The organism is Mesorhizobium sp. M0621, from assembly GCF_040320745.1.
Taxonomy (GTDB): Bacteria; Pseudomonadota; Alphaproteobacteria; order Rhizobiales; family Rhizobiaceae; genus Mesorhizobium.
In genome coordinates, this window is record NZ_JAMYQF010000015.1 from 92,068 (window position 1) to 104,995 (window position 12,928).

At 65.3% G+C, this 12,928-nt stretch carries 9 protein-coding genes; 1 reads left to right on the forward strand and 8 read right to left on the reverse strand.

What is annotated here, in order from left to right:
* Positions 1 to 27: 27 nt before the first annotated feature.
* The 8 genes from NKI38_RS13425 to NKI38_RS13460 all read right to left on the reverse strand — a co-directional run bounded on the left by NKI38_RS13425 (position 28) and on the right by NKI38_RS13460 (position 10,065).
* Positions 28 to 2,100, reverse strand: coding sequence for a 3-hydroxyacyl-CoA dehydrogenase NAD-binding domain-containing protein (locus tag NKI38_RS13425; RefSeq protein ID WP_352658285.1), 2,073 nt, complete (start codon positions 2,098 to 2,100; stop codon positions 28 to 30).
* Between the two features lie 322 nt (positions 2,101 to 2,422).
* A complete protein-coding gene (locus NKI38_RS13430; RefSeq protein ID WP_352658287.1) occupies positions 2,423 to 3,370 on the reverse strand; it encodes an ABC transporter permease in 948 nt (315 codons plus the stop codon).
* A gap of 3 nt (positions 3,371 to 3,373) precedes the next feature.
* The gene (locus NKI38_RS13435) at positions 3,374 to 4,354 is read right to left on the reverse strand and encodes an ABC transporter permease (protein ID WP_352658289.1); all 981 of its coding nucleotides are present in this window, start codon (positions 4,352 to 4,354) and stop codon (positions 3,374 to 3,376) included.
* Between the two features lies 1 nt (position 4,355).
* Positions 4,356 to 5,825 (reverse strand): sugar ABC transporter ATP-binding protein, encoded by a 1,470-nt coding sequence (locus NKI38_RS13440; RefSeq protein WP_352658291.1) that lies wholly within the window; start codon positions 5,823 to 5,825, stop codon positions 4,356 to 4,358.
* 49 nt (positions 5,826 to 5,874) lie between these two features.
* Positions 5,875 to 6,888: an ABC transporter substrate-binding protein gene (locus NKI38_RS13445; protein WP_352658293.1), complete on the reverse strand. Its 1,014-nt coding sequence runs from the start codon at positions 6,886 to 6,888 to the stop codon at positions 5,875 to 5,877.
* A 90-nt stretch (positions 6,889 to 6,978) separates the two neighbouring features.
* Complete coding sequence (locus NKI38_RS13450; RefSeq protein WP_352658295.1) at positions 6,979 to 7,869, reverse strand: SMP-30/gluconolactonase/LRE family protein; 891 nt, start codon at positions 7,867 to 7,869, stop codon at positions 6,979 to 6,981.
* 175 nt (positions 7,870 to 8,044) lie between these two features.
* The gene (locus NKI38_RS13455) at positions 8,045 to 8,779 is read right to left on the reverse strand and encodes a response regulator (RefSeq protein ID WP_352658297.1); all 735 of its coding nucleotides are present in this window, start codon (positions 8,777 to 8,779) and stop codon (positions 8,045 to 8,047) included.
* Positions 8,779 to 10,065 carry a GAF domain-containing sensor histidine kinase gene (locus tag NKI38_RS13460; protein ID WP_352658299.1) on the reverse strand — a complete coding sequence of 429 codons (1,287 nt, stop codon included), beginning with the start codon at positions 10,063 to 10,065 and terminating at the stop codon, positions 8,779 to 8,781. The genes NKI38_RS13455 and NKI38_RS13460 overlap by 1 nt, the downstream gene beginning before the upstream one ends.
* Before the next feature lie 395 nt (positions 10,066 to 10,460).
* On the opposite strand from NKI38_RS13460, the gene NKI38_RS13465 reads away from it, so the two are divergent.
* A complete protein-coding gene (locus NKI38_RS13465) occupies positions 10,461 to 12,893 on the forward strand; it encodes a glucan 1,4-alpha-glucosidase (protein ID WP_352658301.1) in 2,433 nt (810 codons plus the stop codon).
* The last annotated feature ends 35 nt before the right edge of the window (positions 12,894 to 12,928 follow it).

Consider the following 12,928-nt stretch of genomic DNA (forward strand, 5'->3'; position numbering starts at 1 on the left):
TTCTGCCGGCCTTGAATCACCGCTCGATCAGGCCGTTGCGCCGGCTTCCCAGGAGCCCGTCTCGGCCATTGTCTTGAGCAGCGGCGCCGGCTTGAAAACGTCCTTGCCGGTGCGTTGATGCCAGTACTCGAGCCGCTCGACAATCCTGGCCCCGCCTTCAAGTCCGGCCCAGAACATCGGGCCGCCCTTGCCGATGGGAAAGCCGTAGCCGTTGACCCAGACGACATCGATGTCGGATGCGCGGGCCGCGATCCCTTCCTCCAGGATCTTCGCGCCTTCGTTTATCAGCGGATAGAGCGTGCGCTCGATGATTTCTTCCGCACTGATCGCGCGCGGCGCGATGCCCTTTTCGTCCGCCTTGGCACAGATCAGCGCTTCAACCTCGGGATCCGGAACCGGTGTGCGCGAGCCGTTCTCGTAGAGATAGAACCCTCTGCCGGTCTTCTGGCCGAAACGCCCCTGTTCGCACAGTGTGTCGGCGATGACGGCTATCTGGCCGCGCGCCTTGCGGTTGCGCCAGCCGATGTCGAGCCCGGCCAGATCGCCCATCTGGAACGGTCCCATCGGCCAGCCGAAATCGGTGAACACCCGGTCGATCTGGCGCGGGGTAGCGCCTTCCAAAAGAAGCGCTTCGGATTCCGAACCACGCGCCGCCAGCATGCGGTTGCCGACGAAACCATGGCAGACGCCGACGACCACAGCCACCTTGCCGATCCGCCGCGCCAGGTCGACTGATGTCACCAGCGCATCGGGTGCGGTCCTCTGCGCCCGCACGATCTCCAGCAGCTTCATGACATTGGCCGGCGAGAAGAAGTGCAGGCCGACCACATCCTGCGGGCGCGAGGTCGAGGCGGCGATTTCGTTAACGTCGAGATAGGATGTGTTGGTGGCGAGGATCGCACCGGGCTTCGCCACCGCATCGAGCTTGCCGAAGACTTCCTTCTTGACCGCCATGTCCTCGAACACAGCCTCGACAATCAGGTCGCAATCGGCGAGATCGGCATAGTCGGTGGAACCCTTGAACTGGGCGAGCCGCTGGCGCTTGGCATCTTCGGTCAGGGAGCCGCGCATGACGGAAACGGCATAGTTCTTCTCGATCGTGCCGAGACCGCGCTGCAACGCTTCCTGGCTGGTTTCCAGGAGGATAACGGGATAGCCGCCGTTGGCGAAGGCCATGGCAATGCCGCCGCCCATCGTGCCGGCGCCGATGACGCCGACGCGGGCAATCCCGCGCTTGACGATGTCCTTGGCCGAAATCTTTGCCGCCTCACGTTCGGCGAAGAACAGATGGCGCTGCGCCCGCGACTGATCGCTGCCGACCAGTTTCACGAACAAAGCACGCTCCGCCGCCAGTGCCGCGTCGAAGGGCAGCGTGACGGCATTGCGCACCGATAGCGCGCAGGCGACCGGCGCCTCGAGGCCGCGCGCCTTCCTGGCAAGATCCGCGGCCTCGGCGTCGAGAGCCGCGAGGTCGGTCTCCTTGAGCCCGTCATCGCGATCGCGCACCGGGGTGAAGGGACCACCCTTGCGGGCTATTTCCCTGGCGAAGTTCACGGCATGCGTGGTCAGATCGCCTTTGAAGACGGCATCGACGAGGCCGGCTTCATGCGCCTCGGCCGCGCCGATCGGCGCGCCTGAAACGATCATCTTCAACGCCTTCATCGCGCCTACCAGGCGCGGCAGCCGCACCGTGCCACCACCGCCCGGCAACAGGCCAAGCTTCACCTCGGGCAAGCCGAGCTTGGCGCCCGCATCGGCGACGCGGAAGTGACAGCCGAGCGCCAGCTCCAGGCCGCCGCCAAGTGCGGTGCCATGAATGGCCGCGATCGTCGGCTTGGCGATTGTTTCCAGCAAGGCCACGATGGCGCGCAACTCGGGTTGCTGCATCGGCTTGCCGAACTCGGTGATGTCGGCCCCGGCAACAAAGGTCCGGCCGGCGCAAGCGATGACGATGGCCGCGACCGAAGCATCATCCCGCAAGCCGACCAGCGCCTGCATCAGCGGCTCACGGACATGAAAGCTCAGCGCGTTGACCGGCGGATTGTCGATGGTGACGATGGCGACATCGCCATCACGACTGACCTTGAGGAAATCGGACACACAAACCTCCCAGCAATGGTCGTGATTTACAGCGTCACGACGCGGATGGGAACCGGATGCCGGCCTGGCACAATGATTGCCGGTCGAGATGCCTGGCCGCCATCATCTCCGAAGTAGCGATCCTTCACACCCCCCTCTGCCCTGCCGGGCATCTCCCCCGCAAGGGGGGAGATTGACAGCTTCTGCGCCTCGCTCACTTTGCAACGTTGCAGATTGGCGAAGGCCACGACAACTGCCGATCTCCCTCCTTGCGGGGGAGATGCCCGGCAGGACAGAGGGGGGTGCTGTCCCGCCAACGTCCCATGTCGTGCGCCCATCACATTCACCGCAGCGCCTTCTGCCCGCCCGCCGCCGTAATCACCCCGACGATGATCAGCCCCGTCAGCAGCAATCGCACGCCGGCGCTGACGCCGAAGGTGTTGAGCATGGTCAGCAAAAGCACGAGGAACAGCGCCGCGCCCCAGACGCCGGGGACATTGGCCTTGCCGCCGGCGACCGACGTGCCGCCGATGACGACGACGGCGATCGATGCCAGCAGATACTCATTGCCGATATCGACATTGGCGCCGCGGAAATAGCCGGCGAGCAGCGCGCCATCGATGCCGCCGAGCGCTCCCGACAGCGTGTAGGTGAGGAAGCGGATGCGGCCGACATTGACGCCGGCCAGCCACGCGGCGCGGATGTTCTGGCCGATCGCCAGCACCGAGCGGCCATAGATCATGCGCTGCAGCGCGATGGCAGCACCGATGGTGAACAGCACGGTGAGGATCGCCAGCACCGGAATGCCCAGCACCTGCCAATTGGCGAAATCGGCGAAGCCCGGCGGCGGCTTGATCTGCAAGCCGCGCCCATAGCTGATGTCGATCGACTGGATGATGAAACTGGCCGACAGCGTGGCGATGATCGGCGGGATACGTAGCGCCCAGATCAGCAGATAGTTGGCGACGCCGATCGCAGCCCCGCAGGCCAGCGCCGCCAGAAGCCCGACTGCGATCATGGCGTCGTTGCCGTCCATCACCTTCATGGCGACGGCACTGGCAAGGCCGATATTGGCCGGCAGTGACAGGTCGACATTGCCCGGGCCAAGCGTGATGACGAACATCTGCCCGACACCGACGATGACCGTGAATACCGCCAGCGACAGCGCGGCGGTCACCATTCCGCCGGCGCCATAGCCGCCGGTGAAGGCGATCGTCGCCAGCCACACCAGTAGGGCGCCGAGAAACGACCAGATCCAGGGTTTGGTCAGCAGCGATTTCACTGAGATCATCGCTCACCTTTCCTTGCGGCTGATCAGCACCCGCGCCGCCAGCACGATAATGAGGATCGCGCCGTTGGCGGCCACCTGCCAGTCGGGTGGGATGTGCATGAAGGTGAGCAGCGGCGAAGCGGCCAGCGCCAGCGTCAGCGCACCGATCACCGCGCCGATCGGCGACACCCGGCCGCCGACGAATTCGCCGCCGCCGAGGATGACGCCGGCGATCGCCAGCAGCGTATAGCCATTGCCGATATTGGCATCGGCCGAAGTGGTGATGCCGATCAGCGCCATGCCCGACAGCACGCCGAACAGGCCGGCCAGCGAAAACAGCACGATCTTGGTCTTGAGCAGCGACCAGCCTGCGCGCCCGAGCGCCGCCGGATTGCCACCCGAGCCGCGCAGGATCACGCCATAGGAGGTGCGCATCAGGCCGAAATGGACCATGAAACCGATCAGCAGCGCGGCAATGATCGGGAACGGCACCAAAGGCGGCTTGAACGCCATCAGCCCAAGCAGCCAGTCCGGCGCCTTGCCGCCCGGTTTGGGCAGGATGAGGATGGCCAGGCCTTGCCAGACGAAGCTCATGCCGAGCGTCACCACGATCGACGGCAAATTGCGCAGATAGATCAGCGCGCCGAGCAGCGCGTAGACGCCGATCGATCCGAGCAGGATCACCACGCCGATGAGCGGCGCGTCCTTCAGCCAGGTCGCGGTGACACAGCCGACAAAGCCGACGAAAGTGCCGATCGACAGATCGAGTTCGTTGCCTGATATGACGAACATCTGCGCGATTGTCGCCAGCGCGATCGGGATCGCCAAATTGAGCATCAGGCTGAAGCCGAAATAGCTGATGGCGCGCGGGTTGAGCCAGGCGATGGCAAGCAGCACCAGCACCAGCGACAGTGCCGGCAGCAGGCCGCGCAGCAGGCGTGCGCGGGCCAGCGCACCACGCTCGGCGGAAGTCTTGGCAGCGGTTTCGAGGCTGGCGGCCGTCATCTCAGGCCGCATCGCCGAACGAGGATTGGATGATCTTCTCTTCCGTCAACTCGTCGCGGCGCAGATTGGCGACGATGCGGCCGTTCTTGAAGACATAGACGTGGTCGCAATTGTCGAGTTCTTCGGTTTCGGTGGTGTACCAGAGAAAGGTGCGGCCGCGGCCGGCTTCCTCACGCACGAGGTCGTAGACCTCCAGCTTGGTGCCGATATCGACGCCGCGCATCGGATCGTCCATCAGCACGATCTGTGCGTCGGAGCCGAGGGCGCGGGCAAACAGCGCTTTCTGCTGGTTGCCGCCCGACAGCGAGAAGATGTTGTTGTTCATATCAGGCGTACGGATGCCGATCTTCTTTTGCCAGAACTGGGCGAGCTCGGCCTCGCGCTGCGGCGAGATCAGCAGCCCGTTGCGCAGGCGCGTAAGCGAGCGGATGCCGATGTTCTCAGTGATCGACCATTGCGGGAAAATGCCGTCCGCCTGGCGGTCGCCGGCCACCAGCGCCACCGGCGCGGTCACCTCGATGCCGGCCCGAGCGCGCGATGCCGCGGCGAAGATCGCCAGCAGCAGGTCGGTCTGGCCATGTCCCGCCAGCCCGGCAAGGCCGATGATCTCGCCGGCGCAAGCGACAAGGTCGGCGCCGTCCTTCTGCGCGGCCGGCCGCGCCCGGACCCGCAGCGGACTGGCCCCGGGCTTGGCGGCAGCGATTTCGGCGGCGATCTTCTGGCGCGCTTCCGCACCGCCCATCGCCGTCACCAGCCGGTCGCGGTCGAAAGCATCCGCTGCGTCGGTGACAACCACCTTGCCGTCGCGCATCACCACGATGCGGTCGGCGTTGCGCAACACTTCGCCCAGCACATGCGAAATCAGGATGCAGCTTTTGCCGCCGGCAACGAAGCGGCGCACGAAGGCCAGCAACTGGCCGGCCGTATGCGCGTCCAGCGACGAGGTCGGCTCGTCGAGGATGACGAGGTCGAGCCGATCCTGGGTCACGGTGAACGCGCGCGCCACCTCCACCATCTGGCGCCGGCCGATCGACAGGTCGCCGACAATGTCCGAGGGCGAGATGCTGTGTCCCGGAAAGATCTCGTCGAGCTTGGCGGCGATCAGCTCGGCCGCCTTGCGCCGCCAGCCGAGCCCGCGCAGCGACGCGTGGTTGATGCGCGTGTTCTCGGCAACGCTGAGATTGGGACACAGCGACAATTCCTGAAACACGCAGCGTATGCCAAGCTGCTGCGCCCGCGACACCGAGTAATTGTCCTCGATGCCGCCATGCACGCCGATCTGCCCGCTGTCGGGCACCAGCGTGCCCGCCACCATGTGCATCAGCGTCGATTTGCCGGCGCCATTGTGGCCGACGAGACCGACGCATTCGCCCGGCCCGACGTGAAAATCCACGCCGCCCAGTGCGCGAACGGCGCCGAAATGCTTTTCGGCGCCGTTCAGTCTGATGATGTCAGCGTTCCCTTCAGGCATGCTCAACGATATCCGTTCGGCGATAGGGACGGCAACGCTGCCGTTATGCTCACTTGATGTTGGCTTTGATGGCCGCGATGGCGTCTTCCTGCGTGTATTCGTGGCTGGCGACGCCGCCCTTGGGTATCTTCGGCAGCTCGGCCTCGAAATCGTCCTGGGTGAACGCCAGATACGGCACCAGCAGATCGTGCGGAATATCCGTGCGGCCGTCGAGCACTTGCTGCGCCACCCAGAAGGCGAGCGAGGACACGCCGGGCGCGATCGATGCCGACCAGGTCTGGTAGCCGTCCTTGTCCTTCTGTTCCTTCCACCACTGCAGCTCGTCCTGCCGGTTGCCCATGATGATGGTCGGGCGCGGCTTGCCGGCGGCGGCGAAGGCCTGTGCCGCGCCATAGCCGTCGCCGCCCTGGTCGACGATACCGACGACATCGGGCAGCGACGGCAGGATGGTCGCCACCGCCTTCTGCGCCGTCGTCTGATCCCAGTCGCCGGTCACCGAACCGACGATCTTGAACTCGGGATGGGCGGCGACGCCTTCGAGGATGCCGGCATGGATGGCATCGTCGATCGAGGTGCCAGCAAGGCCACGGATTTCAAGCAGGTTGCCGCCCTTGGGCTGGAACTTGGCCATCTGCTCGACTTCCTGCTTGCCCATGTCCTTGAAGTCGACGACGACGCGATAGGCGCAAGGTTCGGTTACGGTGCCGTCGAAGGAGACAACGACAATGCCGGCATCGCAGGCCTGCTTGATGGCGCCATTGAGCGCATCCGGCGAGGCTGCGTTGATGACGATCGCGTCATAGCCCTGCAGGATCAGGTTCTGCACCTGCGCCGCCTGCGTCGGCACCTCCTTGTCGGCGGTGGTGAAGATATCGGCCGCCCCGACGATCTTGTCGGCGACCGCCTTCTTGGTGACGATGCCATAGCTGTCGAGCATCGCCTGCCGCCACGAATTGCCGGCATAGTTGTTGGAAAAGGCGATCTTCTTGCCACTGGTATCGGCCAGCGCCGTGCCCGAGGCGAGCATTGCCGCCAGAGCGCCCAGAACGAACAGTTTCTTCATGTCGTAATCCTCCCAGATGTGTTGACTGCTGCAATTCCCGCCGGCTTTGACCCCGGCCTCACTCTGATTTGAGCACGGATTGTCGCGCACTCAAAACAGTCTCAATCCCGGCACCCGCACCCGGAGCCGGTACAATGACGTCGACGCGGTTATGTAGAGGCTTTGTAGGTCGTCGTCGCCGAACGTGAAATTCGCGCAATCTTCGGGCGTCCGGATGACGCCAAGAATAGCGCCCGACGCATCAAAGACATGGATGCCGCCGGGCCCAGTGCAATAAAGATTGCCGCGGCTGTCGATCTTCATGCCGTCCGGCGCGCCCGGTCCTTCGCCCTCGGTCACGGCCCAGACGGCACCGCCGTTCAGATCGCCATTCGCCTCGACACCAAACACCCTGATGTGTCCTCGTTCGGTGTCGTTGATGAACAGCCGCGACTCGTCCAGCGAAAAGCAGAGTCCGTTCGGCTGCACGAAATCGTCGGCCAGCAGCATCAGCCGGGCACCGTTGCCGTCGATGCGGTAGACGCCCTGGAACGGCAGTTCCTGAGGGCGCGGCACACCATAGAATTCCACCCTGCCGTAGCCCGGATCGGTGAAGTAGATCGATCCGCCAGTGGCGATAACGATGTCGTTCGGGCTGTTGAGCTGCTTGCCCTGGTGATGCGTGGCAAGCACCGTGACGCTGCCGTTGGTCTCGGCGCGGGTCACCCGGCTCGTCGCGTGCTCGCAGGTGACCAGCCGCCCCTGGCGGTCCAGCGTGTTGCCATTGGCCTTGTGGCTCGGTTCGCGGAACAGCACGATCTCGCCCGCGCTGCCGCGGCGGTACATACGGCTTTCCGGAATGTCGGAGAAGACCAGCCACTTTTCGTAGGGGTGCCAGACCGGCCCTTCGAGGAAGCCGAAGCCGCTCGCCAGCGTTTCGATCGTCGCATCGCCGACGACGTCGTCCAGGCCGGAATGGCGGGCGCGCGCCGACACCGACATCACCGGCTCCCGGCGGCGCGAACAGCCGTGCGTATCCGCATGGTGACGAATGGCATGAGCGCTTCCCCGATATGGTCTTCTCGTTGGGGATCGAGCGTAGTTGCGGCGCCGACGTGGCGATACCGGTCAAAGCGCACGGCCGACTGTGCATTTGCACAGTCGCAAAGAACTGCAATCAGTGGCCCGGCGGCGCCTGGGCCAGCCAGGCATCGAGCCGGTCCTGCTCGCGGCGCAGCGCATCGATGTTGATCAGGCCGCGCGCCATGGCGAGATAGATCGCCCGCGTCCGCGAGTTGAACACGGAAGCATCGCCGGCGCCGTCTTCCGCCGGCACGATGCCGAGCTTGTCGTAGACATGCTTGATGCGGCTTTGCGCGCCACGGATCGACAGGCCGCGGCGTGCCGCGATCGCCCGGTCGGTGAGACCGAGTGCAATGTCGATCAGGCTTTCATATTCGCCATCGGTGATGCCCTCGAATTTGTCCTGCACGCGGTGCTGGATGCCGCGGATCTCGCGGTCGATGATGCAGTGGCCATCGCGGAAAACGCCGCGCAAGGCCGACCGCATGCCTTCTTCCGTCGCTGACTTCAGCACATAGCCATAGACGGAGCCGGGCGGCACGATGCGCGCCACGCCGCGCACATAGGCCTCGTCGGCGAAATTCGACCAGAACAGGATGTGCGTGCCGGCGCGGCGGTTCCAGATCGCCCTGGCAACCTCGATCCCCGTCGCTTTCGGCATCTGCAAATCAAGCACGACATGCGGCGGCTCGCGCTCGGCCGCCAGGCTGATGGCGTCCTCGCCGTCGCTGGCTTCGATCACCTCGACGTCGCCCGGCCATAATTGCTCCACCGTTCGCCGCGCGAAGGTGCGGTGCAGCCCGTCATTCTCGGCGATCATCACAAGCATCACATGGCCTCCGACACGGCGAACTCGCCGGGCGCTGTTGCAGTCGCCGCAACAGGCAATTCCCGCGATGGCTGACGGTCGATCTCGACGACGACACGCGTGCCGCCGCTCTTGCGTCCGGCCTGGCCGATGCGCAGCCGCGCCCCGATAAGGGCGGCCCGCGTGTGCATATGGCCGATGCCGCCATGCGCCGCCGGGTCGACGGCGCCGCAGCCCTTGCCGTCATCGGTGACGATCACCCGCAGCACGCTCGCTGTCGACGCCAGCAAGACGTCGATGCGGTGCGGCGCGGCGTGGCGAACGGCATTGTTGATGGCTTCCTGCACGATCCGGTAGAGCGCGGTGCGGACAGGCTCGGGCAGGCTGTCGGCGGCGCCATCGCTGGTGTCGGCGATGCGCACGGCGATCGGTGGCTTGGCCCTGGCGACGCTGCGGTTGAGATGCGCCTCGACGGCGTCGCGCAAGCCGAACAATTCGAGCACGCTCGGCCGCATGTCATCGACGATGTGGCGCAGTTCCGTCAGGCAGCCGGCGACCTCCTGCTCGAGATCGGCAAGCTGCGCGGCCCGCGCCACGCCCTGGCCACGAAGGGCCGAAAGCTGGCGGGCGATGCGGGCGAGATCGGCAAGCGTCTGGTCGTGCAGGTCCATGGCCATGCGCCGGCGTTCGCGCTCCATGCCTTCGGTCAATTGCGAAGCACCGACGCGCAGCAGTTCGACGCGGTTGCGCGCCTCGCTCTCGGCAAGCATGGCGCGGCGTGCCTCCTCGGTCTGGATCAGCGCGAAGATATAGGGCGCGATCAGGTCCGCGCATTGCTGGGCGACGGCGACGTCGGCAAGCGTGTAGCAATCGACCTCGTGCCGGCTGATGTTGAGCGCGCCGATGATGCCGCCGCGTGCCCTGAGCGGCACGACGATGCGGCTGCGCAGTTGGGCGGCGAAGATCGGCCCATCGAGGGCGGTGGCGAAATGGAAGCGCTCGTCGCTCAACGCGTCATCGGCGAGCAGATAGGGTACCTCGCCCCACAGCACCGAGCGGATCGGGCTGACTTCGGTCGGCAGCGGATGCTGGGCAAGCTCGCTCCAGCTGGTGTGGAAGCCGGCTTCATAACAGGCGTGGCGACGGCCGTCATGCGACAGCACCGCCAGATCCATGTGGTCGTGCGGAATGAGCGAGCCGATCTCGATGGCTGTCGCGCGAAACGCCGTGCCGGGATCGATATGGCCGGCAAGCGCCCGCGATATCGCCAGCAGCCGGTCGATCAGGACCAGGGACACTTCCGCCATTGCTCTCACGATCCTCCCGTGCCGGGAAATAGTGGACGCATGCCGCCGCCGCTGTCAACGAGGGCGCCGTTGGCCATAGGGCTTCGCACTCAGGTTGACAAAAGACCTGACGGCAGTTCGACGGTGTCGGCTTTCGTGCCGGTAATAGGAATTTTTTCTTGACTCCGTGCCCTCAGCTATCGTACATATTCGTCCATGGTGCTGATTTGCGCCAGTGACCCGCCGCACAGGCGGGTTTTTCGTTTGATGCTCCGTCATGCGCAGGCGAGGGCTCCGAAGGAACCGTTGACCCGAGTTCGTTGCCCTGCCGTTGGCCCGCCCGATCAACTTGCGGTGCAGTGATTGAAAAGGCTTTGCGTCCTGGTCTAGGGAGGGGATCAGGAGACCGACATCGAATGCCAGTGACGCCAACGATTGCTCCGGGCGCCCCGGGAATTCCGGCCCGTTGGACGTCTAGCGCCAAGAGTGGCGTCGGAACTTCGCTTTCGCCGGCCGGCCGGATCTGGTTCACGATCAGCCACGGCATCCTCAACGAAATCTACTATCCGCGCATCGACAGCGCCTGCACGCGCGACCTTGGCCTGATTGTCACCGGCCCCGACGGCTATTTCTCGGAAGAGAAGCGCGATGCAACGCATATCATCGAACCGTTCGAGGACGGCGTGCCCGCCTACAGGCTGGTCAACACCGCGACCGACGGCGCCTACCGGATCGAAAAGCGCATCCTTGCCGATCCGGCGCGGCCCGCTTTGCTGCAGGAAATCACCTTCACGCCGCTCACAGGCGCCGCCGGCGACTACCGTGTCTACGCCCTGCTGGCGCCGCATCTGGTCAATGCCGGCATGGGCAACACTGCCTGGGTCGGTGAGCACAAAGGCAAGCCCGTGCTGTTCGCCTCGGGGCGCGGCACCTGCCTAGCGTTAGCGTCGTCGCTGCCCTGGCGGAGCGGCTCCGCCGGTTATGTCGGTGTCTCCGACGGCTGGCAGCAACTGCACAATACCGGCGCGCTCGATCCGGCATGCCAGCGGGCCGAGGACGGCAATGTCGCGCTGACCGGCGAGATCGGCTTTTCCGAGACCAAGACCACGGCTTTGCTGGCGCTGGGGTTTGGCGCAACGCCCGACGAGGCGGCTGAAAATGCCTTCGCCAGCCTGAAACGAGGCTTTGAACCAGCTGCGAAGTCCTACGTCGAAAAATGGCGCAAGTGGCAAAAGAGCCTGCTGCCGCTGGACCGTCATGGCGAGTCGGGGATCAACAGCTACCGCATCAGCACCGCGGTTCTGGCGACACATCGCTCGATTACGCCACCGGGCGCCGCAGTCGCCAGTCTCTCGATCCCGTGGGGCTTCAACAAGGGCGACGACGACCTCGGCGGCTACCATCTGGTCTGGCCGCGCGATCTGGTTGAGACGGCCGGCGGCTTCCTCGCTGCCGGCGACGCCGCCTCGGCGTTGCAAATCCTCGACTATCTCAGCTCCATCCAGCAGCCCGACGGCCACTGGCCGCAGAACGCCTGGCTCGACGGATCGGCCTATTGGCCGGGCATCCAGATGGACGAATGCGCCTTCCCGCTGCTGCTGGCCGACGCTTTGCACCGCGCCGGCCATTTGCCGCGCGCCAGGCTCGCCGCCTTGCTGCCGATGGTCGAGCGCGCCGCCAGCTATATCGTGCGCAACGGACCGGTCACCGGCGAGGACCGCTGGGAAGAGGATGCCGGCTACAGCCCGTTCACGCTTGCCGTCGAGATCGCCGCCCTGCTTGCCGCTGCTGACCTGCTCGACGCCTGCGGCAAGCAGGTCGCAGCAAACTATCTGCGCGAGATCGCTGATGTCTGGAACGACCAGGTCGAACGCTGGGCCTATGTCACCGGCACGGCGACCTGCAAAGCGGTAGGCGTCGAAGGCTACTACGTCCGCATCGCGCCGCCCGACGGCGCCGAGGCCGGTTCGCCGAAGGATGGCTATGTGCCGATCAAGAACCGGCCGCCGGGCGATAGCGACCGGCCCGCCGAGGAAATCGTCAGCCCGGACGCGCTGGCGCTGGTGCGCTTCGGCCTGCGGGCGGCCGATGACCCGCGCATCGTCGATACGGCCAGGGCTATCGATGCGCAATTGCGTTGCGAGTTGCCGCAAGGGCCGCTCTGGTATCGCTACACCAGCGACGGCTATGGCGAGCACGAAGATGGCGCGCCATTCGACGGTACCGGCCAGGGCCGTCCGTGGCCGTTGCTGGCCGGCGAGCGCGCCCACTACGAGCTGGCGGCAGGGCGCAAGGACAAGGCGGCCAGCCTGCTGGCAGCACTGGAAGGCTCGGCCGGACCGGGCGGCCTGTTGCCGGAGCAAGTCTGGGAGGGCGCTGATATGCCGGAGCGCGAACTGCTGCATGGCCGCCCCTCGGGCAGCGCCATGCCGCTGGTCTGGGCGCATTCGGAGCATATCAAGCTGTTGCGTTCGCTGCGCGACGGCGCGGTCTTCGACATGCCGCCGCAAGGCGTCAAGCGCTACATCGAGAACAAGACGGTATCGCCGTTCAGGACATGGCGGTTCAACAACAAGATCCGCACCATGCCCGCCGGCAAGATGCTGCGCGTCGAGCTGCTGGCCCCAGCCACGATTCACTGGAGCACCGACAACTGGACGACCGCCCATGACAGTCAAACGGCGGAGAATGCGTTCGGCATCCATCTTGCCGACCTGCCCCTCGCCGGGCTCCCCGAGGGAAGCACGCTGATCTTCACTTTTTTCTGGCCGGGCACCGGCGATTGGGAGAATGTCGATTTCTCCGTCACATCAGGCGCCTGGGATAGCCAGGTGATCCTTCCTCGATAAACCCCGTAAATCTTTCAGCAAACAGGGACGAAACC

Excerpts from the sequence above, each read along its gene's own strand:
- NKI38_RS13430 (WP_352658287.1), bottom strand. The coding sequence starts at position 3,370 with ATGATCTCAGTGAAATCGCTGCTGACCAAACCCTGGATCTGGTCGTTT.
- NKI38_RS13435 (WP_352658289.1), bottom strand. The coding sequence starts at position 4,354 with ATGACGGCCGCCAGCCTCGAAACCGCTGCCAAGACTTCCGCCGAGCGT.
- NKI38_RS13440 (WP_352658291.1), bottom strand. The coding sequence starts at position 5,825 with ATGCCTGAAGGGAACGCTGACATCATCAGACTGAACGGCGCCGAAAAG.
- NKI38_RS13445 (WP_352658293.1), bottom strand. The coding sequence starts at position 6,888 with ATGAAGAAACTGTTCGTTCTGGGCGCTCTGGCGGCAATGCTCGCCTCG.
- NKI38_RS13450 (WP_352658295.1), bottom strand. The coding sequence starts at position 7,869 with ATGTCGGTGTCGGCGCGCGCCCGCCATTCCGGCCTGGACGACGTCGTC.
- NKI38_RS13455 (WP_352658297.1), bottom strand. The coding sequence starts at position 8,779 with ATGCTTGTGATGATCGCCGAGAATGACGGGCTGCACCGCACCTTCGCG.
- NKI38_RS13460 (WP_352658299.1), bottom strand. The coding sequence starts at position 10,065 with ATGGCGGAAGTGTCCCTGGTCCTGATCGACCGGCTGCTGGCGATATCG.
- NKI38_RS13465 (WP_352658301.1), top strand. The coding sequence starts at position 10,461 with ATGCCAGTGACGCCAACGATTGCTCCGGGCGCCCCGGGAATTCCGGCC.